This window comes from Stenotrophomonas sp. STEN018 (genome assembly GCF_056760235.1).
This window is the reverse complement of sequence record NZ_JBRREK010000012.1, coordinates 56,042-82,661: the sequence shown is the minus strand read 5'-3', so window position 1 is coordinate 82,661 and position 26,620 is coordinate 56,042. Positions and strand designations below refer to the sequence as shown.

Genomic DNA, 26,620 nt, shown 5'->3' with positions numbered 1-26,620 from the left:
CGAGTGGGCAGCAAGCGGCGGGCTGGAACGGCCTTCATCCAAGACGGCCATCAATCATGCCCGTTACCTTCCAGCAACGGGCAGTCCTGCCTCACTGCGGTTACTCAACCACCAGCCAGCGGAACGTTTTGCAGTGCAACACTATCAGCCTCCAAGCGCTGGATGATCGCAGCCACCACACCACGGGTGGATTCCCAGTTCATGCCAGTAATGAGCCGGCCATCAACTTCCACATGCGATGCACCGCGCGCGCCATGGCTGAACTGGCCTTTGCTGCCGCGCAGGCGTTGCTCGATCGAGAACGGGAAGATCTTGTAGTACGCCGCGCTCATGTCCTCGTAGGCATCGGGATAGCCGGTGACACGCTTTCCGCTGACCAGCGCGGTGCCATCTGACAGGGTCAGGTTCACCAGCCCGGCACTGCCGTGGCAGACCGCCGAGACGATGCCGCCCCGCTGCTCGTAGATGCGCACCGCCAACCATTGCATGCCAGGGTGCTCGGCAACGCCGTACATCGCGGCACTGCCGCCGATGTACATCAGCGCGGCGTAGTCGCTGGCAGTTACCTCGTCGGGCCGGCGCGTGTTGGCCAGCGCCCACATCATGTCCGCATCGTAGATGCCGGCCTTGTGCTCGGGGTTGCGGGTGTCGATGTAGGCCAGCGGCACGGCACCGCCTTCGGGGCTGACGAACTGCACGCCGTAGCCGGCCTCACGGAAGCCGGCATAGGCGCGGACCAACTCCAGGAAACTGTTGCCGGCGCTAAGACGAGTGCCGGGCATGGTGTCCACGTTGGACACCGCCAGCAGCACCTGGCGGCCATGGGCGGGTGCGGTTTCGCGGGTGGCGGTCTTGCTGATGATCAGCCAGCGCCCTTCCAGCTTCTTCAGCAGGAACAGATCGACGAAGCGCGCCTGATCCTTGCTGATCAGAATCTCCGCCTTGGCGGTGGCGATAGTGCCTTCAACCTCGATACCGAGCAGGCGACCGACACGGCCATTGAACAGCCCCGGCTCCTTGCCGAACCAGCTGGTGTATTCGGCGATGCCGACCTCGCGCATGCCGTCCGTGCCCTGGCTCAGGTAGAGCCGCGCATCGGGATGGAAGGCGCGGCTGAGGCGATCGCGCTGGTTGTAGGAACTGCCGCGCAGATAGTCCTGGATGACCGCGGAGATCTCACGCTGATCCGCGACCGGATCGGCATGTGCAAGCCCGCCGAACCACAGCGCCAAGCTGGCCACGGCGAACCATTGGATGAGGCGTGCTGGCAGCGAAATCACACCGGCGGTGGCCGGCTTGGAACGCGTTACTGACATGAAGGAGACTCCGCAGGATGGGTGCCCCGAAGTCTGCGGAATTCCTTTACGAATCAATCTACTGAAGCGTGTTTACGGACTCACCAAACACGTTTCAAGAGCCAGCCACCAAGCGCGACTGGGCCTGCCGCCACGCCGCAGGGGTCGTCCCTTCCACCTTCTTGAAGCTGCTGTAAAAGGTGGAGGTGGACAGGAAGCCGGACGCCTCCGCCACATCGTCCATCGATGCCGACGCCTGTGCGCGCAGCAACTGCTTGGCCGCCTCGATCCTGACCTGCGCCAGGTAGGGCTTGAAGGCGGTCTTGAGGTTGTCGTTGAGCAGCTGCGACAACCGAGCCGTAGGTATGTTGAGCCGCTTGGCCAGCTTGGCCAGGGTCAGACCCGCGTCCTTGTACAGGCCCTCGTCGGCCATCAACGTGTGCAGGGCGCGCAGCGTCGCCTCGGCTTCGCTGGGCGCGATCTTGCGGTCGCGGTAAGGCTCAGCGACTGAAGCAGGCTTACGCCGGGCAAGCGCAACGCTGATGCTCAGGTACAACACCAGTGAGAACGACAGCGCGCCGACGATGTACGACGTCAAACCGGAGGTGGCATAGGCCAACCAGATCACCCCCACGCCGGCGATGACCGTGACCACATGGCTGCGGCTCAGCGCACCGGGCGCCGCATCGGCGCGGCCTTGCTTGCCACCACGCAGGAACAGCCCCGTTGCCACCAGCAGACATACCAGCCAAATCACCTGGATGGAGGCCCAGACCGGCCCTGCCCACAGGCTGACGTTCTCGGTATAGGGCCAAGCGATACCAAAGGCAGTCGCCAGCACCAGCAGACCCAAGGCGATTGCCGCATCGTTCCGGGTCTGCCGGCCATCAGAATCAAGCCAGGCCCGCACGAAACCGATCAGACAGACGCCGATAAAGAAACAGGCAGTCAAACCGATCTGCAGAACCAGCTTGGAGATGTCGTGCCAGAAGTAGACCAGCACGGACTTGCCGGTGCGCAGGCTCAGCATCAACACCAAGGCCGCCAGCCAACGCTGGGCAGGTCTGACGGGTTTTCGGCATAGCAGGTAGACCGACAACGCCGCCCCGTTGAAGACGCCCAGGCCAGCGAAGAAGAACAGCAGGTAGGACGTCAGCATGGGTGCGTGGGAGCCGGAGAGGACGCGGATGGGTCTGGGGATTCAGCGCCCTGAAGTATGTCTGCTTCGGGTTGTGGCGTCATCGGGGCTTGGCAGATGCTCAAGCCAAGGTGGTTATCGCCAACGCAAGCGTCGTGCCTCGGTACAGGGCAGAAATCTCGGCCCCGCAGATAGCCGACTTATCAGATGAGTTCGAACGAAGACATGTGTGCTGGATACAGCTCCAACTGGAATTACGCTCTATCTTGATCGAACTCCATCCTTGACCAGCCGGACCCGACACCTACCCCACCGGGCATACAACAAATTTTCATAATCTCCCCGCTCATCTGTGACTGATACGTTCCCGCAATCAATCCCACTCTTGCGTAGGCATTCCAAAACCAACCCGAATCCGACCCCTGCTTTTGTCAGCGGACCGCTGCCGTGCCGCCAGCTCATTGCGCAGAGAATTCGACCTCCCACTGGCCTGCGTGCAAACTGAAGATGCTCGCATCCGCTGAGAGGCACAGGACCGGAACATCTTTTGCCACGCGCATCAGCTTGCAGTTAAAAGGTGCCTCTCCGGACTTACTCCAATCATTCTTCGCTGGGTCGAATGTGTAACTTTCCCATGTTCCGCCAAACGCACCTACATTCCATCGACTACCCCAGCCGCTGGTCGGGGTATCCATCTGCACGTCATAGATGATGTAGGGCGGCCGACCGATCGACCTCCAACTGTCTCCTCGATCTGAAGAAACGAAAACCTTCGAGAACATGCCTTGGCTCCACAGCGCAGTCAGCAATCCCGAGGTCGAATCCACGCGTAGTGACGATATCCGCTCGTTCGGCGTTATCGTTTTCCATTGACCATTGGCCAAGTCCAAACGCTGCACCGAAGTGCCCGCCATCAAATAGTAGTAGCCATTCACCAGCTGCCCATGGGCGCCCAGCCAGTTGACCATCTCCTGCGGCGTAAGAACGAACTCCCGCGACAGAGCCAGATCGTCAAGTGCGGACTGCCTTCCTCGATAGACCCGGAGTCGCGCTGATTTCGCCCCCCTTGCTGCTGCGACAAGACCGCTGCCGCGTGATGCACCGGGATCGTCGAACATCTCCACCGTGGTCACGACCCAAGCATCGTTTGCGTGGTCGATGTCTACGACTGATTGCAGTCCACCGAGACTCTTTACCTCGCGCCAGGTAGCACCGTAATCGCTGCTTTCGCTGATGTGACCGTCGTCGCTGCCCGCCAGCAGGCGACCGTCCACCTCCTCAACCGCGAGGATCTGCCTCAACGTATCGACGCCAACGTTGCTCCAGTGCCCGTCCGCTGTGCGCGTACGCAATTGTCCAAAATCTGCAGGGAAGTACAGCGTACCGTCAGCCGTGCGCGCTGGTTCGTCCTGCAGCGGCAGCGCAACCGTGCGCGTCAAACGGAGGAATTCGACGGGATCCGTCGCAGCTTTCAGCGCTTCCAGTGTGGAAGGTTTGTTGACCTTTCGGCCGTATGCGGCCAGTAGACTTCCGACCAACCCCAACCCGCTGGGCTCCTGACCAATGACCATCACCGGAGAGACTTTCGCAAGTGACAAGGAAATCGGCTGCTGGTCGCTCAGCACCGAGGTAAACGGTTGCGTAGCTGCCGCCAAGGTGGATTGCTGCTCGCTGTGCGGGATAGGCAGCAACACCAGTTGATAGCCGCCAATATTGACACTGGCGAAGTCACCGAGGTCTGTCACCCGTCCAGCCTGTACCTCAAATCTCGGTCCGTCCTTCCACTTCAAAGTACCCCACCCCGAGATCTGGTAAGTGCCCGCGGGCAGCCACTTGCCGTACGCAAGCGCATTGGTCACCGACGGCACGGCTGCCGGCAAGTCGATCTTCACGTCCTTGCCGCCGACTGTCGGACTGACCACCAAAGCATCACCACCTCCCTTCGGAAAGGCGATATGGACATAACCGTGCGTAGGCGCAAGCCGCACTGGGTCCTGTGACGCGTCCTTTGCCATAGCCATCATCGGCAAAGTGAACATTAGTGCGGCAGCGAAAAGCCAATTACTCATATTGAATTCCTTGTCATGGACCTTGAGCAGGCGATCACCCGTAGATGGGCGCACCGTCCTTCCACCACGCGCACAGCAACAGGAGCTGGGGCAGACCCAACCGGCACGACCTCTTACGACCTAGCGCGTTGCGCTCCCCAGCGCGCCGCACCCGGCCATAGGCTAACGTGCGCCGGGCCGACCGTGAAGCATGCGCATTACCGGGATGGTGCGGGGCGTTCCGCACTACTTGCCAGAGGCGAATGGAGGAGTTGGCTCTCAGGGAGCCGGCATCGACAAATCCGCAGCTGCGTGTTCGCGTGTTGTTCCGCTGGCAGTGTTCCGTTGAATCCCGGATCAAGTCCACGGGTAGTCGACAAAGCCAGCATACAACCGGCCGAGCGGCCGGATTCGAGACCAAGCCCGATCCCATCCGATATACAGAGAAACACTCGTCTCGGGTCGGGAGCAGCCACCCAAGGAGAAACAACCAAAATCAGCTCTTCCGCTTCGCTCTCGGATGCGCAGCATCATAAACCTTGGCCAGATGCTGGAAATCCAGATGCGTATAGATCTGCGTGGTCGCTATGTCCGCATGCCCCAGCAGCTCTTGCACACCACGCAAATCGCCTGACGATTCCAGAATATGACTGGCGAAACTGTGCCGCAGCATATGCGGGTGCACGTTCTTGAACAGCCCCTGGCGTTGCGCCAGTTGCTTGATGCGGATCTGCACGGCGCGTTGGCTGATGGGGCCACCGCTGCGTCCCGGGAACACAGGCTTCTCTCCTGTGCCGCCGCTTTCCTTGCGCCATTCCTGCAATGCGTTCATCGCATGCGAGCCGACCGGCACGGTACGTTCGCGATTGCCTTTGCCGTGCACCAGCACGATGCCGCTGGCGGTATCGAGGTCGCGCCAGCGCATGGCGCAAAGTTCGCTCAGGCGCAGGCCTGAGGAATAGAACAGCTCCAACAGCGCGCGGTCACGCAGGCCCAGCGGTGCGTCGGTGGGCAGTTCGACCAGTTGCACGGCTTCGTCGGCGTCCAGCACCTGCGGCAGTTTGCGCGGTGCCTTGGGCGCACGCAGGCCGGCGGCGGGGCTGTTGTCGATGACGTTGTTCTTCAGCAGCCAGGCGTAGAAGCTGCGACAGGCCGACAGGCGGCGCTGCAGGCTTTTGGCCGACAGGCCGCGGCGGTGCTCGCTTGCTATGAACTCGCGCAGCTGGTCGCCTTGCAGGGTTTGCGGATCGGCGACTTCATGCGCTTCGCACCATTGCATGAGCGCAGCGAGGTCGCGCTGGTAGGCGTCCAGCGTGTGCGCCGACATGCGGCGCTCGACCTGCAGATAGGACAGGAATGCCTGGACGGCACTCATCGCCGCGTCACTCCACTCAAGCGCTGCGGAAGCGCTGCAGGCCCGTCACCAGCGATTCGCCCATCATGCGCAGGAACAGCGTGCCCATGCCGGGATAGAAGCGGTTGGGGTCGTAGCTGCCTACCGCGATCAGGCCAACGCCCGGCAACGGCAACAGTGCGGTGGACGACACTTCGTTGACCCGCTCGCCGTACAGCACATCGTTCTTTTCCTGCTGCAGGCGGCCGCAGATGGGCTCGCCGTCCTGCAGGCAGTCGTGGAACGGGGCCAGCTTGGCGTCGTCCTTGGCGATGACCTGCAGCCACGGTGCTTCGGCCAGTTCCGGCACGTCGTCAAAGGAGACGACGCGCACCAGGTCGCCGGCAAAATCTTCTTCCAGCGAAGCGGCCATCGCGCGCAGGGTGTCGGCGGCGTTGGTCTGGCGCATCAGCGCCAGGGTCAGCTGGTGGGTACGCACGGCCAGGCGCTCGTTGATCTGCGCGTTGGCACCGAGATCAACCAAGCGCCGCGACAACTCGCGGTTCTTGTCGCGCAGCACTTCCAGCTGGTAGCTGGCCAGCGAGGCGGTGGGGCCGTCGTCGCGTGGCACCACCATGGTCAAGGCCAGATCGGGGAACTGCTTGAGGAAGGTCGGATGACGCCGCAGCCAGGCTGCGACTTCATGGGCACCGATTTTCTCGACTGTGTCGTTCATCCCATCCACTCTCCGTCGAATACGAATGCTGCCGGGCCGGACATCACGATCTCGGCATCATCTGCCGGCCATTGGATACGCAGGTCGCCACCGGGCAAGGAGATCAGTGCATCGCGCTGCAGGCGGCCGCGCTGCATCAGCACTACCGCCGCCGCGCAGGCGCCGCTGCCGCAGGCCAGGGTCTCGCCAACGCCGCGCTCGTAGACGCGCAGTCGGGCGTGGCCGGCATCCATTACCTGGGCGAAGCCGACATTCACCGATTCCGGGAACGAAGGGTTCTGCTGCAGCAAGGGCCCTACCCGCTCGACCGGTGCGGCATCGACCGAGCCGACTTCCAGCACGGCGTGCGGGTTGCCCATCGACACAGCGCCGAAGCGCACGTTCTCGCCCTGCAGCGAGGTCATGTATTCCTCGCGTGCACGCGGGAAGCCGAGCAGCGGAATCTGCGCCGGTTCGAACTCGGGTTTGCCCATGGCCACGGCGTATTCGCCATTGGCCAGGCGCTGCACGGCGTGGGTGCGGGTGGGGCTGTCGATGATGAAGTCGCCGCCCTGCACGGCGCCGTCGCGTACCAACCAGGCGGCCACACAGCGCGCGCCATTGCCGCATTGCTGCGAGGTGGAGCCGTCGGAGTTCCAGATGCGGTAGGACGCTACCGCACCTTCGCTGCGCGGAGCCTCGATGGTCAGGATCTGGTCGCAGCCCACGCCGCGATGGCGGTCGGCCAGCAGCGCTGCCTGCTCGGCATTCGGCGGCGCGCTGCCGTCACGCAGGTCCAACACCACGAAATCATTGCCGGCGCCATGCATTTTGCTGAAGCGCATGCGCCCTGTTGCTGACTTACCCATTTACGCCAGCACCACCGGTTCCGTCTTCAATGGCTTCGTCGGCCTTCTTGTCGGCCGCCGGGTCAGGCTTTTCAGTGGCTGGCTGATCGGCCGGGGTGACTTCCTGTTCCTCGATCGGCACCGGCTTCTGCGGCATTACCAAGGGACCCTTGTTGCCGCAGGCACTGAGACCGAGCAGCAGGAAGGCCACCGGGACGAGAATCAGGAAACGGGACGTCTTGTTCATCCCCCGAGTATAGCCACTGGACCATGAAGTCCGAACCGTGGCCGCACCCTGTTCAGCGTTCGCCGGGGGGCAAGGGGCGCAGCCACAGCCACAGGCAGACGCAGGCCATGATGCTGATCGAGGTCCATTTCACCCAGGCCAGCGGCACGCACCACAGGGTGATCAGGGCGCAGGCCAGCATGGTCAGGCTGGCCATCCACTTGCCTTTGCGGCTGACCGCGCCGTGCGCCTGCCAGTCGCGGATGGCCGGCCCAAAGCGCGGGTGATCCAGCAGCCAGCGGTGCAGCCGCTCGGAGCCATGCGAGGCGGCCCAGGCGGAAATCAGCACGAACACGGTGGTGGGCAGCCCCGGCACGAAGATGCCGACGATGCCCACGCCCAGACTCACATAGGCCAACAACCACCACGCCCAGCGCAGGCGCGGTGGGCGTGGCTCACGAGGATCGCGTGGCGGCGGTGTATCAGGCATCGCTACGACCCGGCTGCATCAATCGGCCAGACCCAGCTGCCACAGCACGAAGGCGAAGGACTCGGCCTGTTCCTTGTAACGCTGGAAGCGGCCGGACTTGCCGCCGTGGCCGGCTTCCATGTTGGTGCGGAACACGATGGGCTGGCTGCCGGTGTTGACGTCACGCAGCTTGGCTACCCACTTGGCCGGCTCCCAGTACTGCACCTGCGAATCCCACAGGCCAGTACCTACAAACAGCGACGGGTAAGCCTGAGCCTGTACGTTGTCGTACGGCGAGTACTTGAGCATGTAGTCGTAGTACTTTTTCTGCTCCGGGTTGCCCCACTCGTCGTACTCGTTGGTGGTCAGCGGAATGCTGGCGTCGAGCATGGTGGTGACCACGTCGACGAACGGCACCTGCGCAACCATTACCCGGTAATCGCCCGGGGCCTGGTTGGCCACCGCGCCCATCAGCAGACCACCGGCGCTGCCGCCCGAGGCCGCAACGCGGTCCTTGGCGGCGTAGCCCTGTGCAACCAGCGCGCGGGTCACGTCGACAAAGTCGTTGAAGGTGTTCTGCTTGTGCAGCAGTTTGCCGTTCTCGTACCAGCTGCGGCCCATCTCCTCGCCGCCGCGGATATGCGCGATGGCATAGACCACGCCGCGATCGAGCAGACTCACCACGCTCTGGTTGAAGCCCGGGTCCATCGACATGCCGTAGCTGCCGTAGGCGTACTGGTACAGGGCAGCAGTGCCGTCCTTCTTGAAGCCCTTCTTGTAGACCAGCGACACCGGAATGCGCGCGCCATCGCGGGCGGTCACCCACACGCGCTCGGTTTCGTACTTGCTGGCGTCATAGCCGATCACCGGTTGCTGCTTGAGCAGGCGGCGTTCGCCGGTCTTGACGTTGAGTTCGTAGGTGGTGGCCGGGGTGGTCAGCGAGGTGTAGGTGTAGCGCAGCCACTCGGTATCGGGCTCGGCGTTGACCGACAGGCCCATCGAGTAGGCCGGCTCATCGGCCTTGACGAACTCGCTGCGGCCATCGGCGAACAGCAGGCGCACGCGTTCCAGCGCTTCGGCGCGCTCGGCGATGGCGGTATAGCCGTCGAACAGCTCGAAGCCTTCGATCAGCACCTGCGGGTCGTGCTTGACCCAATCCTTCCACTGCTTGCGGCTGGTCGCAGCTTCCGGCGCAGTGACCAGCTTGAAGTTGGTGGCGCCATCGGCATTGGTGCGGATCACCCACTGGCCGTTGTAATGGTCGGCGTCGTATTCGACATCACGCTCACGCTTGGCCAGCACGGTGAACTCGCCCGGGTTTGCCGCCGAGGTGTAACGCAGCTCGGAGGACACGGTGCTGTCCACGCCGATGGTGATGAAGCGGTCGTCGCGGGTGCGGCCGATGCCCATGTAAAAGCTGTCGTCCTTCTCCTCGTAGACCAGCACGTCGGCGCTGACCGGGGTGCCGAGCACGTGCTTCTTGACGCGCACGGTGAGCAGGGTTTCCGGATCGTTCTCGACGTAGAACAGGGTGCGGTTGTCATCGGCCCAGATCACATTGGCCGACACGCCTTCGATCACGTCGTCCAGCATCTTGCCGGTGCTCAGGTCCTTGATGCGGATGGTGTACTGGCGGCGGCCAACGGCATCTTCGGCGAACGCCAGCAGCTGGTTGTCGCGGCTGATATCCATGTCGTCGATGCCGAAGTAACCCTTGCCTTCGGCCAGCACGTTGAGATCCAGCAGCACTTCTTCCGGCGCCTGCATGTCGCCCTTGCGGCGCGCATGGATGGGGTAATCCTTGCCGGTCTCGTAGCGGGTGTAATACCAATAGCCGCGCTCGCGGTACGGCACGCTGGCGTCGTCCTGCTTGATGCGGCCGACGATCTCGGCGTAGAGCTTGTCCTGCAGCGGCTTGAGCGGCGCCATCAGGGCGTCGGTATAAGCGTTCTCGGCGTTGAGGTAGGCCAGCATTGCCGGCTCCTTGCGCTCGTCGTCGCGCAGCCAGTAATAGTCGTCCTCGCGCTGCGCACCGAACGGCGCGGTCACCGTATGCGGACGCTTTTCAACATCTGGCGGGGTGGGCTGTGACGCGGCGGCGGTATTGATCATCAGGCTTGCAACCAACAGGCAAAGAAGGGGTTTCATCAGGTTCGCTCCGGAACAGCAGTGGTGCATCCAGTGCAGCAGGCCACAGTGTGCCACGCCCGGCGCTTGCCCCGCTGCCATCAACGGCGCCTATCATGCAGCGATGAACACGCCCCACACCCCACACGCCCCATACAGCCGCCGCAGTCAGGAGATCGCGCCCTTCCATGTCATGTCGCTGCTGGCCCGCGCCAATGCGCTGGAGCAGCAAGGCCACGACGTGATCCACCTGGAGATCGGCGAGCCCGATTTCACCACTGCCGAGCCGGTGATACGTGCCGGCCAGGCCGCACTGGCTGCCGGCCATACCCGCTATACCGCAGCGCGCGGCCTGCCCGCCCTGCGCCAGGCCATTGCTGGCTTCTACGGCCAACGCTACGGGCTGGATATCGACCCGGAGCGGATTCTGGTCACCCCGGGTGGCTCTGGCGCGCTGCTGCTGGCCTCCAGCTTGCTGGTGGACCCGGACAAGCACTGGCTGCTGGCCGACCCGGGCTATCCCTGCAACCGGCATTTCCTGCGGCTGGTGGAGGGCGCAGCCCAGCTGGTGCCGGTGGGGCCGGAGAATGGGTATCAACTGACCCCGGAGTCGATTGCAGCTAATTGGAATGCTGGCAGTGTTGGGGCGTTGGTGGCTTCACCTGCCAATCCGACTGGCACCACGCTTGATGCCGGGCAGTTGGCCGGCTTGTCTGCGGCGTTGAAGGAACGCAGTGGGCATCTGGTGGTGGATGAGATCTACCACGGGCTGACCTATGGCTTTGATGCGCCCAGCGTGTTGGAAGTGGATGACGAGGCGTTCGTGTTGAACAGCTTCTCCAAGTACTTCGGCATGACTGGCTGGCGCCTTGGCTGGCTGGTGGCACCACCGCGCGCGGTGCCAGAGCTGGAGAAGCTAGCGCAGAACCTGTACATCAGCGCGCCGTCGATGGCGCAGCATGCGGCGCTGGCGTGCTTCGAGCCGGAGACGATTGCGATATTCGAGCAGCGACGCGAGCAGTTCCGGCAGCGGCGGGATTATCTGTTGCCGGCGTTGCGGGAGTTGGGTTTCCGGATTGATGTTGAGCCGCAGGGTGCGTTCTACCTGTACTGCGATGTGAGTGCGTTCACCGATGATGCGCAGGCGTTTTGTGCGCACTTCCTGGAGACCGAGCATGTGGCGTTTACGCCTGGCCTGGATTTTGGGAACTATCGGGCGAACCAGCATGTGCGGATTGCTTATACGCAGAATGTTGGGCGCTTGCAGGAGGCGGTGGAGCGGATTGGGCGAGGATTGGAGAGTTGGAAGCAAAGAATCGAGGGGTGAGAGGGGCTTTGGCTTTGGCTTTGGCTTTGGCTTTGGCCTTGGCCTTGGCCTTGGCTTTGGCCTTGGCCTTGGCTTTGGCCTTGGCTTTGGCCTTGGCCTTGGCTTTGGCCTTGGCTTTGGCCTTGGCCTTGGCTTTGGCTTTGGCTTGTTCCCTTCTCCCGCTTGCGGGGGAAGGTGCCCGAAGGGCGGATGGGGGGACGCTTTTGAGCTTTTGAGCTTTTGAGCTTTTGAGCTTTTGAGCTTTTGAGCTTTTGAGCTTTTGAGCTTTGGAAGCAGCAGTCTCAGTTCACCATCAACACTCCGCTCTGCCCTCACCCCAACCCCTCTCCCGCAAGCGGGAGAGGGGCTTAAGCCGAAGCACTCAAAGCAGAGCAAAGCGGAGCAAAGCAAAGCAAAGCAGAGCAAAGCAGAGCAAAGCAAAGCAAAGCAGAGCAAAGCAGAGCAAAGCAGAGCAAAAACAAACGCCACCTTTCGGTGGCGTTTGTTTTACATCACTTCAAACCAAGCATCACTTCTTGCTCAGCTGTTCCCACAGGAAGCTGTAGGCCAGTGCCGACATATGCGCAGCCTGCGCATTGTTCGCAGCACCGCCATGACCACCCTCGATGTTCTCGTAGTAGGTCACGTCCTTGCCTGCGTCGATCATCTTGGCCGCCATCTTGCGGGCGTGGCCCGGGTGGACGCGGTCATCGCGGGTCGAGGTGGTGAACAGCACCGGCGGATAGCTCTTGGCCGGGTCGAACAGGTGATACGGCGAGAAGGTCTTGATGTAGTCCCAATCGGCCGTATCCGGGTTGCCGTACTCGGCCATCCACGAGGCGCCGGCCAGCAGGTGGCTGTAGCGCTTCATGTCCAGCAGCGGAACCTGCACCACCACCGCACCGAACAGTTCCGGGTACTGGGTAAGCATGTTGCCAGTCAGCAGACCACCGTTGCTGCCGCCCTGCACGCCCAGGTGCTTGGCCGAGGTGATCTTGCGGGTGACCAGATCCTGCGCAACCGCCGCCATGTCCTCATACGCCTTGTGGCGGTTCTGCTTCAGCGCCGCCTGGTGCCAACGCGGGCCGTACTCACCACCACCACGGATATTGGCCACGACATATACGCCGCCCTTGTCCAACCAGGCGCGGCCCATGCCGCCGGAATAACCCGGGGTCAGCGAGATTTCAAAACCGCCGTAGCCGTACAACAGGGTCGGGTTGGAGCCGTCCAGCTTCATCGCCTTGTCGTGCACCACGAAGTACGGCACGCGGGTGCCGTCCTTGCTGGTGGCGAAGTGCTGCTCGATCACCTTGTCGCTGGCGTCGAAGAACGCCGGCATGGTCTTGAGCACTTCCGGCTGCTTGCCGATCTCGGCCAGGGCCAGGGTGGTCGGGGTCAGGTAATCGGTGACGGTCATCCACACCGCGTCGCTTTCATCCGCGTCCACCGCGCCAACACCAATGGTGCCGAAGGCCGGTGCGCCGGTGAAATCGCTGCTCACCCAGCCGTCCTTGCCGTGGGTCAGTACTTTCAGGCGGTTCTTGACGTCGTCCAGCACGTTCAACACCACGTGCGACTTGGTCCAGGTGGCGCCGGCCAGCGAGGTGGTGTCGGTCGGCGCGAACAGCACGTCGAACTCGCGCTTGCCGGCCATGAAGTCATCAAACTTCGTCGCCAGCAGCGAACCGGCGGCGTAGGTCTTGCCACCCACGGTCCACGGCTCACGCAGCTCCAAGGTCAACCATTCGCGGCGGATGCCCTTTTCGGCCGAGTTCGGTGCGTCAACCTTGGTCAGCTTGCCATCGGCGCCGATCAGGAACAGCTCGTTGTTGTAGAAGGCAACGGTGCGGCTGACAAAATTGCGCTCGAAACCCGGCGTATCGTCATGCATCGCCGAGATGTACATGTCCTCTGGCTTGCCTTCGTACACCGTGGTTGCGGCAGTGATCGGGGTACCGCGCTGCCAGCGTTTGACCACGCGCGGGTAGCCGGAGGTGGTCATCGAGCCCGGACCAAAGTCGGTGTAGACAAAGACATTGTTCTGGTCGATCCAGCCCAGGCCACCCTTGGCCTCGGCACGGAAGAAACCGTCCTTGATCCAATCCTTCTTGGAGATGTCGAACTCGCGGGTGACATCGGCGTCAGCGCCGCCACGCGACAGCGCGATCAGGCAGCGGTTGTATTCCGGGCGCAGGCAGTTGGCACCGTGCCATACCCAGTTTTCGCCCTCGGCCTTGTTCAGTGCGTCCAGATCCAGCACGGTTTCCCACAGCGGCTCGGCCTTGCGGTACTCGGTCAGCGTGGTACGGCGCCAGACGCCGCGCTCGTGCTGCTTGTCTTTCCAGAAGTTGTAGTAGTAATCGCCGATCTTCTCGACACCCGGGATCTTGGCGTCCGAATCCAGCACTTCGCGGATGCCGGCTTCCATCGCCTTGAACTGCGGAGTCACGGCCAGGCGGCCTTCGGACTTGGCGTTCTGCTCCTTCACCCAGCCCAGCTGTTTGTCGCCGGTGACGTCTTCCAGCCAGGCGTACTTGTCCTGGGAATCGTCAGCGGCCATGGCGGCCCCGGCCAGGCCGGAAGAAAGCAGACCCGCCACAAGGCAGGCAGAGGTGAGTCGAGACATGTTGGCTCCATGCGGTCATAAGCCGCGAACGCTAACACAGCCCCGTACCCACCCCCACGTGTCGAAGGTCAGGCCGCCTGTGGCAGGCGGCGCCGGGCCGGGCGACGACCACGGGTGGCCTGCGGGCCGCGCTTACGCGGTTTGGCGTGGCGATTCCGCCAAGCTGCGGGTAGGCGAAAGCGGTACAAGGCCCACCAGGCGCTCAGCGGCATGCCCAGCAGCCACAACGGCAGCCAGCCGATCCAGTCGCTGTGGCCGCGCGCCGCCGGCCATACCAGCACCAGCGCCAGGCCCGCCAGGGCTACCTGTCTGACGCAGCGCAGCACCTGCGGGTCGGGCGCGTCCTGCGCGTTACGACGGGATGACGATGCGAGCGGCTTGGTCATGACGTTCTCCGGCAACATGGCTGTGTTGGAGTGCATCCTCGATGGCCGTCATCTCACAGACTGCGACCTGCCATTGACGGGCGCATCGCTGCCCGTCGAACATGCAGCCCTGACCTTCATAGGTGCCCTACCCGTAATGCGACCGATTCCCGTCTTTCTGTCCGCCGTGTTGTTGAGTCTCGCCCTGCCGCTGACCCCGGCTCATGCACAGGAGGCTGCCCCGGCGACGACGACGGTGGAGGGAATTGCCGAGGGCCCGATTGACCTGCAACGCTTCATGGGCCGCTGGTATGTGATCGGCCGGGTGCCCAACTTCATCGAGCGCGGCCATGTGGCCAGCGTCAACACCTATACCTTGCGCGACGACAACAAGGTTTCGATCAAGTATCAGTTCCGCGATGGCTTTGCCGAGCCGGAAGATGAAATCGAGATCCGCGCCAAGGTAGACGAGGACAGCGGCAACCGCCGCTGGCGCACCTGGTTCTACCGGATCGTGCCCACACATACCCGCATTCTGGAAGTGGCGCCGGACTATTCCTGGGCACTGATCGGTTACCCGGGCCGCGAGATGGCGTGGATCTTCGCCCGCGAACCGGACATGGACAACGCCACCTACCGCCAGCTGGCCACCCGCCTGCGCGACAAGTACGACGTCAACACCGACAAGCTCAAGCGCGTGCCGCAGCACCCGCAGCAGGTGGACAAGCTGGGCTTTGAAGTGCCGAACAAGAAGTAACAGGGCCGGCCTGTCTCTCCTCTTGTAGGAGCGGCGTAAGCCGCGAAGCTGATATCGCTGCAGCCTGCGAAGAGCTTACCCCTCCCCAACCCTCCCCTCCACCTTCGGCGCAAGGGAGGGAGCAAAGCGTAGTGCCGAGCCATGCTCGGCAGAGGCTTTGCCGGTAATGCCCCAGCCGAGCATGGCTCGGCTCTACACTGCATTTTGTGTAACGCTTCAGCCGAGCGTGGCTCGGCTCTACCTGCATTTTGTGTAATGCCCCTGCCGAGCATGGCTCGGCACTACAGGGGCTACTCAGCCACCTGGTTTGGCGGTCTCTATTACTACGCCCAGCTGCTTGCCGGCCTCGGCCAGTTTGACCTTCTTGCCGTCGCTGCGGGCGATCAGGTAATCCGCCGCTACCCAGCCGCTCTTGCCGTCTGCACGCACATTGCACCATTGCAGGTCGGCCAGGCAGCGCTGTACTTCCACCGTGGTACCTATCGGCAATACCGCCAGACGCTCTGCACGCTGATCCGGCGCACTGCGCAGATTGAGCCCATTGCTGACCTGGGCGGCGGGTTCGTTGATACGCGGTTGGAACCACAGCACCGCGCCGATGATGGCCGCGCAGGCTGCGATGCGGGTGATTAGCCGGGGCATGTCGTCAAGCTTGGGGAATGCGTATCCCCAAGCTTGATCCTCAACGCCGCAGCTGACCAGCCCCGGCCGTGGGCGCTGTTCAGGCAGTCATGCCGCTATGCCGCAACAAGGCGTCAATCTGCGGTTCACGGCCACGGAAGGCGCGGAAGTTCTCTGCCGCACTGCGGCTGCCGCCGCGCGACAGCACTTCATCGCGGAAACGCCTGCCGGTTTCGGCCAAGGCAGCCGGTGCTTCTTCGAACGCAGCGTAGGCATCGGCGCTGAGCACTTCGGCCCACTTGTAGCTGTAGTAACCGGCCGCGTAGCCGCCAGCAAAGATGTGGCTGAACTGATTGGCGAAACGGTTCCAGGCCGGCGGGATGTTCACTGCAACCTCATCTCGCACGCGCTCCAGCAGCTGCAACACGCTTTCCTGTTCAGGCTGATACTGGCTGTGCAGCAGCATGTCGAACAGACCGAACTCCAGCTGGCGCACGGTGAACATGCCGCTCTGGAAATTCTTCGCCGCCAGCATCTTGTCGAACAGTTCACGCGGCAACGGCGCGCCAGTGTCGACATGCGCGGTCATCGCTTCCACCTGCTCCCACTCCCAGCAGAAGTTCTCCATGAACTGGCTGGGCAGTTCCACTGCATCCCACTCCACGCCATTGATGCCGGCAACCGCCAGCTCACCAATGCGGGTCAACAACTGATGCAGGCCGTGGCCCATTTCGTGGAAGACGGTGGTGACTTCGTCATGGCTGAAGGTCGCCGGCTTGCCATCGTTGCCACGGCCGAAATTGCAGACCAGATACACCAGCGGTGTCTGCACGCCAACTGCGGTGACGCGACGGTTGCGACAATCGTCCATCCACGCACCACCGCGCTTGCCTTCGCGCGCGTACAGGTCCATGTAGAACTGGCCAACCAGCGCGCCATCGGCATTCACCAGTCGATAGAAACGCACGTCTTCGTGCCAGACCGGGGCGCTGTCCTGCTCCACCTTGAGCCCGTACAGGCGCTCGATCACGCCGAACAGGCCAGCCAGCACCTTGGGCTCGGTGAAGTACTGCTTCACTTCCTGCTCGGAATAGCTGTAACGCGCCTGCTTGAGCTTCTCTGCCACATAGGCCAGATCCCAGGCCTGCAGTTCTTCCATGCCAAGTTCGTCGCGGGCGAAGGCTTCCAGCTCGGCACGGTCGCGCTGCGCATAGGGCTTTGCGCGTGCAGCCAGGTCACGCAGGAAGCTCAGCACCTGCGGCGCGTCGCTGGCCATCTTGGTGGCAATCGAATACTCGGCGTAGTTGTCGAAACCCAACAATGCGGCCAGTTCGTTGCGCACGGCGAGAATGCGATCGATATTGCCGGTGTTGTCCAACGCGGCGTCGCCGAACTCCGATGCGCGCATCGCATGCGCGCGATACAGCTGCTCGCGCAGCGCGCGGTTGTCGGCATAGGTCTGCACCGGCAGATAGCACGGCATCTGCAGGGTCAGCTTGTAACCTTCGCGGCCATCCTTGTGCGCGGCGGCGCGGGCACTGGCGATCACGTCATCGGGCAGGCCCAGCAGGTCATCGGCCACATCCACGTACAAGGCAAATGCATCACCGGCATCGAGTACGTTCTGCGAGAACTTGGCTTGCAGGCCGGACAGCTCTTCCTGCAACTCGGCGAAACGCGCCTTGCCGGCGTCGTCGAGTTCGGCACCGCCGAGGCGGAAGTCGCGCAGTGCATTCTCCAGCGCCTTGCGCTGTGCTTCGTCGTAGCTGGCCGCTGCCGGCGCGGCGGCCAGCAGCTTGTACTGTGCGTACAGCGCCGGGTTCTGCGCGACCGAGCTGCCGAAGCGGCTGATCTTGGGCAGATTGGCGTTGTAAGCCTCGCGCAGCTCCGGCGTGTTGACCACCGCCTGCAGGTGCGAAACCTGGCCCCAGGCGCGATACAGCCGCTCGGTGGCGTCGTCCAGCGGCACCACGAAATTCTCCCAGCTCACCGGTGCCACGGTTTCGGCAGCTTTCACCGCTGCTTCGGCCTCGGCCAGCAGGGTATCGATGGCCGGGGTGACGTGTTCAGCACGGATCGCGTCAAAACGCGGCAGGCCGGAGAAATCGAGCAGGGGATTGGCGGTGTTCACAACATTCCTTCAAACAGTTCCGGCTGCGCCGGTATCAGAGCTGATATGGCGACGCTTCCAGCCAGGCACAAGGCAGGGTCGGCATGCCCTGCCCGGCCACGGCGGTGGCCACCACAGCATCGGCACCGACCACGTCGATGCCCTGCTGGCTGTACCAGTCCGGGTTGTAGTAACTGTGTGCGTAACGTTCGCCGGCATCGCAGAGGATGCTGACGATGGAGCCGTCACGGCCGGCGTCGCGCATCTGCTGGGCGGCGTACAGCACACCGATGAAGTTGGTGCCGGTAGAGCCGCCGACGCGGCGCCCCAGGGTGGCGCTGACATGACGCATTGCAGCCAGGCTCAGCGCGTCGCTGACTTTGACCATCGCATCGACGCAGGTCGGGATGAAGCTGCGCTCCACGCGCGGACGGCCGATGCCTTCCACACGCGAGCCGCCTTCACAGGTCATATCACGCCAGTCGCGGCCTTCCAGCGCAGCGCAATAGCCATCGTAGAAGACCGACACTTCCGGGTCCGCGCAAAGGATGCGGGTGTCGTGGCGGCGATAGCTGACGTAGCGACCGAGGGTAGCGGCGGTGCCGCCGGTGCCGGGGCTGCAGACAATCCATTCCGGTACCGGATGCGGCTCCTCGGCCATCTGTTTGAAGATGGACTCGGCGATATTGTTATTGGCACGCCAGTCGGTGGCGCGCTCGGCGTAGGTGAACTGGTCCATGAAGTGGCCGCCGGTTTCGCGCGCCAGCCGCTCGGATTCGCAGTTCAAGTCGCAGGCACGCTGCACCAGATGGCAGCGACCGCCATGGAACTCGATGGCGGCGATCTTCTCCGGCGACGTGCTGGCCGGTATCACAGCGATGAACGGCAAGCCCAGCAGACGCGCGAAGTAAGCCTCGGACACCGCAGTGGAACCGCTGGAGGCCTCGATCACCGGGCGGCCCTCGCGCAGCCAGCCATTGGCCAGCGCGTACAGGAACAGCGAGCGGGCAAGCCGGTGCTTGAGGCTACCGGTCGGGTGGCTGGATTCATCCTTCAGATAGACATCGATACCGGGGAAGCCCGGCAGGTCGACGGGAATCAGATGGGTATCGGCCGAACGGTTGTAGTCGGCTTCAATCTTGTGGATGGCCGCCGCCACCCAATCACGCTGGGACATGGATCGCCACTTCTTGGTGAATGCTGGGGTGGATTCTACTTGGTTGGGTTGTGGGGGGATGGCAACGGCAACTGCAGGAGCTTTACCCCTCCCCAACCCTCCCCTGCGCCTGTGGCGCAAGGGAGGGGGTGATTGCGGCCTTCGGTGAGTTGGCCGATGCACGCGTCTACCTCCTCCCTTGCGCCACAGGCGCAGGGGCGGATTGAGGCGGGGTGCTTTGGCTCTGGCTTTTCCAATCATTCAGCCCAGCCCCCACTCAGGAATGCTATGGTTCAGCCCTGCTTCCCAACCTGAATCCCGTGCCGCGCATCCTGCTGCCCCTGCTGCTGTGCCTGACCCTGATCGCTGGTGCGGTCGGTTCGGTGTGGTCTGCGACGGCGATGGCCATGCCGATGCAGGCGATGACGATGGCCATGGAAGCCGGTGACAGCACGCACGACTGCTGCCACGAGCAGGAAGCCAATCTGCAGTGCGATGCCGGCGACGCCGACAAGGCGCCCTCGCCCTGTGCCAGCGGTGATAGCTGCGACTGCAAACAGCATTGCAATATGCTGCCCAGCGTCGCGATGACGCGGCTTGCACCGATGCGCCATGCATTGGCGCCAATGCCAGCACTGCCCTCTCGCGACGACGTGGCCCCGGGCCAGCTCAACCGCCCTCCCATCGCCTGATTCCCGCGCCTTCTGGCGTCCGCAGATATCTGCGCCATGGCGATCGCCCTGGTGCACCCTTGATCTGTTCAGGACATGCAGCACCGCATCGTGATGCGGCTGTGTGACCGGGAGTTCCACATGTCTTCTGATTTCCTTTCCGATTCGCGCTCGGTGCTGTCGCGACGTCGCTTCGTGCAGGGCCTGGCCATTGGCGGCGTCGTCGCCGGTGCCGGCCTGGCGCGTATTCCGCAGGCCTTCGCCGCCGGCAGCGCCATGGCGGTGCCGCCGGTTGAGTTGCGCGGTACCGAACTGAGCCTTGCCATCGGCCGTTCGGCGGTCAATTTCACCGGCCGCACCCGCCCTGCCATCACCGTCAATGGCTCCTTGCCCGCGCCGATCCTGCGCCTGCGGGAGGGCGATACGGTCAATCTGCGCGTGGCCAATACCCTCACCGACGAGATCACCTCCATCCACTGGCACGGCATCCTGCTGCCGGCCAACATGGACGGCGTGCCGGGGCTGAGCTTCAACGGCATCGCGCCGGGTGAGGCCTATCAGTACCGGTTCCAGCTCAAGCAGTCCGGCACCTACTGGTACCACAGCCATTCGATGTTCCAGGAGCAGGCGGGCCTGTACGGCGCGATGATCGTCGATCCGCTGGCACCGCCGCCGTATCACTTCGACCGCGAGCACGTGGTCATGCTCTCGGATTGGACCGACATGGATCCGAATGCGCTGTTCCGGCGCATGAAGAAGATGCCGATGCATGACAACACCTACCAGCGCACGGTCGGTGACTTCATGCGCGACGCACGCAAGGACGGCCTGCGCGAGACGCTGAGCGATCGTGGCATGTGGGGCCGGATGCGGATGACGCCATCCGACCTGTCCGATATCAACGCCCACACCTACACCTACCTGATGAACGGTACCGCGCCGGCCGGCAACTGGACCGGCCTGTTCCGCAGTGGCGAGAAGGTGCTGCTGCGCTTCATCAACGGCTCGGCGATGACCTACTTCGATGTGCGCATCCCCGGCCTGAAGATGACAGTGGTCGCCGCCGATGGCCAGTACATCCACCCGGTCAGCATTGATGAGTTCCGCATCGCACCGGCCGAGACCTTCGACGTGATCGTCGAACCCACCGGCCAGGATGCCTTCACCCTGTTTGCGCAGGACATGGGCCGCACCGGCTATGCCTGCGGCACGCTGGCAACCCGCCAGGGCCTGCAGGCACCGATTCCGCAGATCGATCCGCGCCCGCTGCTGACCATGAGCGACATGGGCCACGACATGGGCAGCCATGGCGATCACGGCGGCGGCGGTGCCGCAACCATGGACATGAAGGGAATGGACGGCGGTTGCGGCGCCAACATGGGTGCCAAGGGCATGGAAGGTGGCTGCGGTGCAGCGATGGGCCACAGTGCCCACGGCGGCGGCGACAAATCGCCCAAGCACAAGCCCAGCGAAGCTGGTAACCCGCTGATCGACATGCAGACCGCGGCCACCGAGCCCAAACTCGATGACCCCGGCATCGGCCTGCGTGACAACGGCCGCAAGGTGCTGACCTATGGCGCAATGCGTTCCCTGTTCGAGGACCCGGATGGACGCGAGCCAGGTCGTGAGATCGAACTGCATCTCACCGGTCACATGGAAAAGTTCGCCTGGAATTTCGACGGCATTCCTTTTGCCGGCGCCGAGCCCATCAAGTTGAACTATGGCGAGCGCATGCGCATCGTGCTGGTCAACGACACGATGATGCAGCACCCGATCCACCTGCACGGCGTATGGAGTGATCTGGAGAACGCCGACGGCGAGTTCCAGCTGCGCAAGCACACCATCGACATGCCGCCGGGCACACGCCGCAGCTACCGCGTTCGCGCGGACGCCCTGGGCCGTTGGGCCTTCCACTGCCATCTGCTGTACCACATGGAAGCGGGCATGATGCGCGAAGTGAGGATCGACGCATGAAGACTTTCTCTCACTCGCTGTTGTTCATCGCCCTGGCCGCCAGCGGCAACGCCTTCGCGCAGGACCCACATGCGGGCCACGCCGGGCACGCCGCTGAAGCAAAGCCGGCAGTTGATCCGCATGCAGGGCACAACATGCCCAAGGCCAAGGCTGCAGATCCGCATGCGGGGCATGCGATGCCAGCGGATCCACATGCAGGCCATGCCATGCCCAAGGTGGAAGATCATTCCAGCCACGGCGCGGCAGCTGACCCGCACGCGGGGCATGCAATGCCTGCTGATCCGCATGCCGGCCACAACATGCAGGGCAGCAGCGCCAGCGACGCACCGCGCGAGCCGATCCAGACGCCGACCAAGCAGGACTTCGACGATGCCTTCCCGGTGTTGAAGCCGCATGCGATGGAGCATGCGCCGTCGTTCAACAGTCTGGTGGTGTTCGATCACCTGGAAGCCTGGGACAACGCGCACGGCAGCGGCCAAGCCTGGGGTATCAACTCCTGGTTCGGCAATGACATCAACCGCCTGTGGATCCGCAGCGAAGGCGAGCGCAGTGAGAACACGCTCGGCGACTGGTCGGTGGATGCGTTGTACGGCCATTCGATCTCGCCGTGGTGGGACGTGGTGGCCGGTGCGCGGTATGACAACAGCCGCGAATCGCCGGACCTGACCCGCGCAGCCTTCGGTCTGCAGGGCATGTCGCCGTACAAGTTCGAAGTCTCAGCGATGGCTTACATCGGCGGACCGCGCAAGGCCGAGTTGGCCTTCGAGGTGGAGTACGACGTGCTGCTGACCAACCGGCTGATTCTGCAGCCGGCGGTGGAAGCCAGCATCGTTGCCGATGACGATCCGCGCCGTGGTGTGGGCAAGGGCTTGAGCAGCGTGGAAGCGGGCCTGCGCCTGCGCTACGAGTTCACCCGCAAGTTCGCGCCGTATGTGGGCTTTGTGCACGAGCGCGCGTTCGGCAATACCGCTGATATGCACCGTGATGCAGGCGAAGGCGTGAGTGAATCGCGCTGGGTTGCCGGCGTGCGCTTCTGGTTCTGATTCGTCGGGGTGGCGCCGCACACCGGCACCATCCCCACTCTCCCTACAAGGAATGCTTTCGATGAAGTTCTTTATTCAAGCCGCACTGATCGGCGCGATCTCCCTTGCCTCGGTTTCCCTCGCGCAGGCCCAGCATGCCGGCCACGAGCATCACGCACCGGCAGCAAAACCTGCTGCAAAGGCACCGCAGGCTGATGCTGCGGCGACGTTCAAGCGCTTTGACACCAACAAGGATGGCTTCATCAGTCGCGAGGAACTGCCCAGCGGCCACCCGCTGCTGCCGCACTTCGGCATGAGCGACAGCAACCGCGATGGCAAGCTCGACGCCAAGGAATTCGAGCGCGGCCTGTCGATGCTGTGACGCCCTACTGCCGCACCGGCCAGCGGTCGGTGCGGCGAACTGTCCAAGGAATCAAGATCATGAAAATGCGTTCAAAGCCGATGTTCTCGCTGTTGCTGCTGGCTACCGGCACTCTGTTGATCAGCGCCTGCAATGCCAGTCCGTCGACTGCTGCTGCAGCCACCACGACCGTTGCCGCGGCACCTGCAAAGGCTGCTGAGGCAGCGCCGGCTACCAAGGCACTGCCGTTGGTGGTTGTGCACAAGGACCCCAACTGCGGTTGCTGTGGTGGCTGGGCCGAGCATATGCAGGCCTCGGGCTTCCCGGTGCAGCTCAATGACACCAGCGACATGATGGCGGTCAAGCAGCGTTTGGGAATCGGTGACGGCATGATGTCCTGCCACACCTCCGAGATTGACGGCTATGTGGTGGAAGGCCATGTGCCGGTAGAAGACATCAAGAAGCTGCTGGCTGAGCGCCCGCTGGCACGCGGACTTGTGTTGCCGGGCATGCCGGTTGGTACGCCGGGCATGGAGTCGCCGGATGGTTATCGCCAGGCGTTCACGGTTGCACTGCTGGGCAATGATGGTTCGTTGAGTGAGTTCTCAAAGCACGAGTGACCCGCTTAAGCCCCTCTCCCGCAAGCGGGAGAGGGGTTGGGGTGAGGGGAAGCTTTTAGCTAAGCAAAGTCAAAAGCCCCCCTCATCCGCCCTCCGGGCACCTTCTCCCGCAAGCGGGAGAAGGGAGTGTCCAAAGCCGAAGCCAGAGCCGAAGCCGAAGCCGAAGCCAGAGCCAGAGCCAGAGCCAGAGCCAAGGCCAGAGCCAGAGCCAAGGCCGAAGCCGAAGCAACAGCAACTACAACGGCAACAACTGCAGACCTCCGGTATCTGCAGCCGCAACAGCCAGACCCAAAATTACTCAGATCTTGAAGTCATCAAACGCGACCCGCTCATCCGCAACACCCAGCTTGCGCAGCAGCTGCCTTGTCGCCGCCAACATCGCCGGCGGACCACACAGATAGAACTCGCAACCCGCCAGATCCGGATGCTGCTTCAAGAGATCCTCATGCATCGCCTCATGCACACGACGTGCATCTGCCCCCTGCCCCGACCACACCGGATGCCAACTGAAGTTGGGGTGCTCAAGCGCCAGCTCCTGCATCTGCTCGACATACGGGCAATCGCGCTCGCCACGGGCACCGTACCAATAGTGGATACGCTCGCCACCGCCCTCATCCAGACGCTGCTGGATCAGCGCACGTAGTGGCGCCATGCCCGCACCAGCGCCAATGAAGATCTTCTCGCGCTCGCTACCACTGAGTGCAAAGTCACCGAACGGACCGCTGTAGCGGACGCGGTCACCCTGGCGCAGCGTATAGGCATAGGTCGAGCCCTTGCCCGGTGGATGCTTGCGATTCTCCTGCCAGCCCGGGCTGAAGCGCACCAGCAGCACCAAGCCGCCGTCTGCATTCGTCACCGGTGTTGCCAGCGAATACGAGCGCCGCACCACCGCCTTGTTCTGCAAGGTCGCAGGCAAGGACAACGCCTTCCAATCCTCGTCATGCCCGGTCGGAGACCACACCGCACTGCGCGGCAGCTCGTATTCAGGCACGTGCAGCTGCAGATAGCAGCCAGGCTGGAACTGCGCGTCTGCGGCCTGTTCCGGGCGCAGATGTATCTCACGCAGGAATGGCGTTACCGCGACAACCTTCTCGACGATGGCCCAGTGTTCGGTCCACAGGCTGGCGCCGCCGGCCACTTCGATCTCGACGTCTTCATCCACCTGCAGATTGCAGGCCAGTCGACAGCCGACCTTGCGCTTTGCTTCAGGCACATGCGCGCGATCTGCCGCGGTTGCCTTGCCCGCACCAGCACGTACCCGCACTTCGCACAGGCCGCAACTCTGGCCACCACCGCAATTGGAAGGCAAATGGATGCCTTCACGCGCCAGTGCCACGTAAACGCTGTCGCCGCTTGCAACCTCGACCGTGCGCAGATGCGCGCCGCCCGGTGCGTAGACCATCAGCTGCCGACGCGAACGCCAGCGACGCGGGATGAACTCCTGCAGGTGGAAGCTGGCGATCAACAACCACACGCCAGTCAGCGCCAACCACAGGCCACCGATACCCATGCCAACCACCAGCGGGTTGTTGAAGTCGACCCGGCTGCTGTAATCCATGATGTGCAGCATCCAGAAGATATCGAACAGCCGCCACGTAGCGTTGCGGTGTTCCATCACCTGGCCGCTATGCGCGGACACATAGATGCTGGTGTCCTGCGCGTCACTGAAGTCCACGCGCCACACCGGGTCGGGGTTGGCCCTGGTTTCCAGAGTCTTTTCCAGGTACTGCGGCGCAGCGGCTACGCCGTCACCGGCATAGGCCGCCTGTGCGACTTTCGCCGCGACCGCCGCATCAATGGCGATGCGCTTGCCGTCGCGGGCATCGATCACCTCGGTGCCTTGCGGCGATTGCAGGCGATACACCGGCTGTTGCAGCAACCAGCCACTGTCCAGCGTCGCCGCCTCGCCCTTGGCCGCAGCCAGCGCCACACTCGGCGACACTGTCGCGGCCGGCCAAGCAGGATTGGCGACAACTGCAGCCTGCTGGGCGCTGCCTTCGATCTTGTCCGGATCGAGCAGGCTCATCATCAAGCCGCTGCCCAACCACACCACGAACTGCAGGCCAACGATCAGGCCCACCCACTTGTGCAGGGTCCGCATCCAGGGCGTCATGCACTCCTCCGCTTGCCGAAGCTGTAGAACAGCAGCCAAATGCCGCTGAGTGCGAATACCAAACCGACAATCGAAGCCACCCGCAACAAGGTGTTGTTGACGTCGGTGCGGTCCTCGTAATCCATGATGTGCAACATCCACACGAAGTCGAACACCCGCCACAGGTCGTGCCGACGCGCCAGCAATTCCCCGCTGTCCGGCGACAGGTACAAAGTGGTGTCGCCGCGACCGCTGAAATGCACGGCCCACATCGGCACCGGCCGGGTCTTCACTTCCGACGGTGCGCGGGTGATCCACTCCACCCGTTCAACTTCGCCCTTACCCTGATACAGCGACTGCGCCAGCGCTATTGCCTGCTCGCGATCCAACGGTGCCATGCGCTCGCCGCTGGCGGCATCCACCAGATACTTTTGCTTGCCCTGGCGGATTTCATAGACCTCGCGTTCCAGCACATGCTTGAGCCGGAACGACTCCATCTGCGGGTAGCGTGTGGCCAGCACATCGGCGCCGACGCGCGCGGTCTGCGCCGGCAGCGGTGTGCCATGTACGTGGGCAAGGTGATCGCCGTGGATCACGTCCAGCGGCACCACGGTCATGTAGACCCCGCTGAGCATCCACAGCAGTGCCTGCACACCGATCACCAGGCCGATCCATTTGTGGGCACGGCGTGCCCAGAATGCGGGTTTCATCAACATCGTCCTCGTTCAATGATGCGC

At 63.2% G+C, this 26,620-nt stretch carries 23 protein-coding genes; 7 read left to right on the top strand and 16 right to left on the bottom strand.

What is annotated here, in order from left to right:
• Window positions 1-104: 104 nt before the first annotated feature.
• The 9 genes from ACVOMB_RS06945 to ACVOMB_RS06905 form a co-directional block, all read right to left on the bottom strand.
• Window positions 105-1,316 (bottom strand): nuclear transport factor 2 family protein, encoded by a 1,212-nt coding sequence (locus ACVOMB_RS06945; protein WP_481530514.1) that lies wholly within the window; start codon window positions 1,314-1,316, stop codon window positions 105-107.
• Window positions 1,317-1,410: 94 nt separating this feature from the next.
• Window positions 1,411-2,454 (bottom strand): helix-turn-helix domain-containing protein, encoded by a 1,044-nt coding sequence (locus tag ACVOMB_RS06940; RefSeq protein ID WP_481530513.1) that lies wholly within the window; start codon window positions 2,452-2,454, stop codon window positions 1,411-1,413.
• A 437-nt stretch (window positions 2,455-2,891) separates the two neighbouring features.
• Window positions 2,892-4,502 (bottom strand): beta propeller repeat protein, encoded by a 1,611-nt coding sequence (locus ACVOMB_RS06935; RefSeq protein WP_481530512.1) that lies wholly within the window; start codon window positions 4,500-4,502, stop codon window positions 2,892-2,894.
• Between the two features lie 475 nt (window positions 4,503-4,977).
• Window positions 4,978-5,856 (bottom strand): tyrosine recombinase XerC, encoded by an 879-nt coding sequence (gene xerC / locus ACVOMB_RS06930; RefSeq protein WP_481530511.1) that lies wholly within the window; start codon window positions 5,854-5,856, stop codon window positions 4,978-4,980.
• Between the two features lie 16 nt (window positions 5,857-5,872).
• Entirely contained in the window at window positions 5,873-6,550 is a 678-nt protein-coding gene (locus tag ACVOMB_RS06925) for a DUF484 family protein (protein WP_481530510.1), read from the bottom strand.
• Window positions 6,547-7,398: a diaminopimelate epimerase gene (dapF, locus tag ACVOMB_RS06920; protein ID WP_481530509.1), complete on the bottom strand. Its 852-nt coding sequence runs from the start codon at window positions 7,396-7,398 to the stop codon at window positions 6,547-6,549. Before dapF ends, ACVOMB_RS06925 begins: the two co-directional genes overlap by 4 nt.
• Window positions 7,391-7,624 carry an LPS translocon maturation chaperone LptM gene (gene lptM / locus ACVOMB_RS06915; RefSeq protein WP_481530508.1) on the bottom strand — a complete coding sequence of 78 codons (234 nt, stop codon included), beginning with the start codon at window positions 7,622-7,624 and terminating at the stop codon, window positions 7,391-7,393. The genes dapF and lptM overlap by 8 nt, the downstream gene beginning before the upstream one ends.
• A 52-nt stretch (window positions 7,625-7,676) precedes the next feature.
• Window positions 7,677-8,093 carry a YbaN family protein gene (locus ACVOMB_RS06910; protein ID WP_481530507.1) on the bottom strand — a complete coding sequence of 139 codons (417 nt, stop codon included), beginning with the start codon at window positions 8,091-8,093 and terminating at the stop codon, window positions 7,677-7,679.
• An 18-nt stretch (window positions 8,094-8,111) separates the two neighbouring features.
• Entirely contained in the window at window positions 8,112-10,220 is a 2,109-nt protein-coding gene (locus ACVOMB_RS06905) for a S9 family peptidase (RefSeq protein WP_481530506.1), read from the bottom strand.
• A 103-nt stretch (window positions 10,221-10,323) separates the two neighbouring features.
• On the opposite strand from ACVOMB_RS06905, the gene ACVOMB_RS06900 reads away from it, so the two are divergent.
• Window positions 10,324-11,526 (top strand): pyridoxal phosphate-dependent aminotransferase, encoded by a 1,203-nt coding sequence (locus tag ACVOMB_RS06900; protein WP_481530505.1) that lies wholly within the window; start codon window positions 10,324-10,326, stop codon window positions 11,524-11,526.
• A gap of 508 nt (window positions 11,527-12,034) precedes the next feature.
• On the opposite strand, the gene ACVOMB_RS06895 is transcribed toward ACVOMB_RS06900, so the two are convergent.
• The gene (locus tag ACVOMB_RS06895; protein WP_481530504.1) at window positions 12,035-14,134 is read right to left on the bottom strand and encodes a prolyl oligopeptidase family serine peptidase; all 2,100 of its coding nucleotides are present in this window, start codon (window positions 14,132-14,134) and stop codon (window positions 12,035-12,037) included.
• A 68-nt stretch (window positions 14,135-14,202) separates the two neighbouring features.
• The gene (locus tag ACVOMB_RS06890; RefSeq protein WP_481530503.1) at window positions 14,203-14,520 is read right to left on the bottom strand and encodes a hypothetical protein; all 318 of its coding nucleotides are present in this window, start codon (window positions 14,518-14,520) and stop codon (window positions 14,203-14,205) included.
• Between the two features lie 136 nt (window positions 14,521-14,656).
• Here ACVOMB_RS06890 and ACVOMB_RS06885 point away from each other — a divergent pair, with 136 nt between their 5' ends.
• On the top strand, window positions 14,657-15,256 hold the full coding sequence (locus ACVOMB_RS06885) for a lipocalin family protein (protein ID WP_481530530.1): 600 nt from the start codon (window positions 14,657-14,659) through the stop codon (window positions 15,254-15,256).
• A 294-nt stretch (window positions 15,257-15,550) separates the two neighbouring features.
• Here ACVOMB_RS06885 and ACVOMB_RS06880 read toward each other — a convergent pair whose 3' ends face one another.
• The 3 genes from ACVOMB_RS06880 to ACVOMB_RS06870 all read right to left on the bottom strand — a co-directional run bounded on the left by ACVOMB_RS06880 (window position 15,551) and on the right by ACVOMB_RS06870 (window position 19,164).
• Window positions 15,551-15,898 (bottom strand): SH3 domain-containing protein, encoded by a 348-nt coding sequence (locus tag ACVOMB_RS06880; RefSeq protein ID WP_481530502.1) that lies wholly within the window; start codon window positions 15,896-15,898, stop codon window positions 15,551-15,553.
• 79 nt (window positions 15,899-15,977) lie between these two features.
• A complete protein-coding gene (locus tag ACVOMB_RS06875; RefSeq protein ID WP_481530501.1) occupies window positions 15,978-18,008 on the bottom strand; it encodes a M3 family metallopeptidase in 2,031 nt (676 codons plus the stop codon).
• Window positions 18,009-18,042: 34 nt separating this feature from the next.
• Window positions 18,043-19,164, bottom strand: a complete 1,122-nt coding sequence (locus tag ACVOMB_RS06870) for a PLP-dependent cysteine synthase family protein (protein WP_481530500.1) — start codon at window positions 19,162-19,164, stop codon at window positions 18,043-18,045.
• A 299-nt stretch (window positions 19,165-19,463) separates the two neighbouring features.
• Here ACVOMB_RS06870 and ACVOMB_RS06865 point away from each other — a divergent pair, with 299 nt between their 5' ends.
• The 5 genes from ACVOMB_RS06865 (at window position 19,464) to ACVOMB_RS06845 (ending at window position 23,791) form a co-directional block, all read left to right on the top strand.
• Window positions 19,464-19,835, top strand: coding sequence for a CopL family metal-binding regulatory protein (locus ACVOMB_RS06865; protein WP_481530499.1), 372 nt, complete (start codon window positions 19,464-19,466; stop codon window positions 19,833-19,835).
• A gap of 120 nt (window positions 19,836-19,955) precedes the next feature.
• Window positions 19,956-21,788, top strand: a complete 1,833-nt coding sequence (locus tag ACVOMB_RS06860; protein ID WP_481530498.1) for a copper resistance system multicopper oxidase — start codon at window positions 19,956-19,958, stop codon at window positions 21,786-21,788.
• On the top strand, window positions 21,785-22,831 hold the full coding sequence (locus tag ACVOMB_RS06855) for a copper resistance protein B (protein ID WP_481530497.1): 1,047 nt from the start codon (window positions 21,785-21,787) through the stop codon (window positions 22,829-22,831). The genes ACVOMB_RS06860 and ACVOMB_RS06855 overlap by 4 nt, the downstream gene beginning before the upstream one ends.
• A 61-nt stretch (window positions 22,832-22,892) precedes the next feature.
• Window positions 22,893-23,192, top strand: coding sequence for an EF-hand domain-containing protein (locus ACVOMB_RS06850; protein ID WP_481530496.1), 300 nt, complete (start codon window positions 22,893-22,895; stop codon window positions 23,190-23,192).
• A gap of 59 nt (window positions 23,193-23,251) precedes the next feature.
• Window positions 23,252-23,791 (top strand): DUF411 domain-containing protein, encoded by a 540-nt coding sequence (locus ACVOMB_RS06845; protein ID WP_481530495.1) that lies wholly within the window; start codon window positions 23,252-23,254, stop codon window positions 23,789-23,791.
• A 298-nt stretch (window positions 23,792-24,089) separates the two neighbouring features.
• Here the strand turns inward: ACVOMB_RS06845 and ACVOMB_RS06840 are convergent, their stop codons facing one another.
• Both ACVOMB_RS06840 and ACVOMB_RS06835 read right to left on the bottom strand, forming a co-directional pair.
• Window positions 24,090-25,904 (bottom strand): 2Fe-2S iron-sulfur cluster-binding protein, encoded by a 1,815-nt coding sequence (locus ACVOMB_RS06840; RefSeq protein WP_481530494.1) that lies wholly within the window; start codon window positions 25,902-25,904, stop codon window positions 24,090-24,092.
• The gene (locus tag ACVOMB_RS06835) at window positions 25,901-26,593 is read right to left on the bottom strand and encodes a PepSY domain-containing protein (protein ID WP_481530493.1); all 693 of its coding nucleotides are present in this window, start codon (window positions 26,591-26,593) and stop codon (window positions 25,901-25,903) included. Before ACVOMB_RS06835 ends, ACVOMB_RS06840 begins: the two co-directional genes overlap by 4 nt.
• Window positions 26,594-26,620 lie beyond the last annotated feature (27 nt).

Bases quoted from the DNA above. Each gene is read 5' to 3' on its own strand.
- ACVOMB_RS06945 (WP_481530514.1), bottom strand. From the start codon at position 1,316: ATGTCAGTAACGCGTTCCAAGCCGGCCACCGCCGGTGTGATTTCGCTG.
- ACVOMB_RS06940 (WP_481530513.1), bottom strand. From the start codon at position 2,454: ATGCTGACGTCCTACCTGCTGTTCTTCTTCGCTGGCCTGGGCGTCTTC.
- ACVOMB_RS06935 (WP_481530512.1), bottom strand. From the start codon at position 4,502: ATGAGTAATTGGCTTTTCGCTGCCGCACTAATGTTCACTTTGCCGATG.
- xerC (WP_481530511.1), bottom strand. From the start codon at position 5,856: ATGAGTGCCGTCCAGGCATTCCTGTCCTATCTGCAGGTCGAGCGCCGC.
- ACVOMB_RS06925 (WP_481530510.1), bottom strand. From the start codon at position 6,550: ATGAACGACACAGTCGAGAAAATCGGTGCCCATGAAGTCGCAGCCTGG.
- dapF (WP_481530509.1), bottom strand. From the start codon at position 7,398: ATGGGTAAGTCAGCAACAGGGCGCATGCGCTTCAGCAAAATGCATGGC.
- lptM (WP_481530508.1), bottom strand. From the start codon at position 7,624: ATGAACAAGACGTCCCGTTTCCTGATTCTCGTCCCGGTGGCCTTCCTG.
- ACVOMB_RS06910 (WP_481530507.1), bottom strand. From the start codon at position 8,093: ATGCCTGATACACCGCCGCCACGCGATCCTCGTGAGCCACGCCCACCG.
- ACVOMB_RS06905 (WP_481530506.1), bottom strand. From the start codon at position 10,220: ATGAAACCCCTTCTTTGCCTGTTGGTTGCAAGCCTGATGATCAATACC.
- ACVOMB_RS06900 (WP_481530505.1), top strand. From the start codon at position 10,324: ATGAACACGCCCCACACCCCACACGCCCCATACAGCCGCCGCAGTCAG.
- ACVOMB_RS06895 (WP_481530504.1), bottom strand. From the start codon at position 14,134: ATGTCTCGACTCACCTCTGCCTGCCTTGTGGCGGGTCTGCTTTCTTCC.
- ACVOMB_RS06890 (WP_481530503.1), bottom strand. From the start codon at position 14,520: ATGACCAAGCCGCTCGCATCGTCATCCCGTCGTAACGCGCAGGACGCG.
- ACVOMB_RS06885 (WP_481530530.1), top strand. From the start codon at position 14,657: ATGCGACCGATTCCCGTCTTTCTGTCCGCCGTGTTGTTGAGTCTCGCC.
- ACVOMB_RS06880 (WP_481530502.1), bottom strand. From the start codon at position 15,898: ATGCCCCGGCTAATCACCCGCATCGCAGCCTGCGCGGCCATCATCGGC.
- ACVOMB_RS06870 (WP_481530500.1), bottom strand. From the start codon at position 19,164: ATGTCCCAGCGTGATTGGGTGGCGGCGGCCATCCACAAGATTGAAGCC.
- ACVOMB_RS06860 (WP_481530498.1), top strand. From the start codon at position 19,956: ATGTCTTCTGATTTCCTTTCCGATTCGCGCTCGGTGCTGTCGCGACGT.
- ACVOMB_RS06855 (WP_481530497.1), top strand. From the start codon at position 21,785: ATGAAGACTTTCTCTCACTCGCTGTTGTTCATCGCCCTGGCCGCCAGC.
- ACVOMB_RS06850 (WP_481530496.1), top strand. From the start codon at position 22,893: ATGAAGTTCTTTATTCAAGCCGCACTGATCGGCGCGATCTCCCTTGCC.
- ACVOMB_RS06845 (WP_481530495.1), top strand. From the start codon at position 23,252: ATGAAAATGCGTTCAAAGCCGATGTTCTCGCTGTTGCTGCTGGCTACC.
- ACVOMB_RS06840 (WP_481530494.1), bottom strand. From the start codon at position 25,904: ATGACGCCCTGGATGCGGACCCTGCACAAGTGGGTGGGCCTGATCGTT.
- ACVOMB_RS06835 (WP_481530493.1), bottom strand. From the start codon at position 26,593: ATGAAACCCGCATTCTGGGCACGCCGTGCCCACAAATGGATCGGCCTG.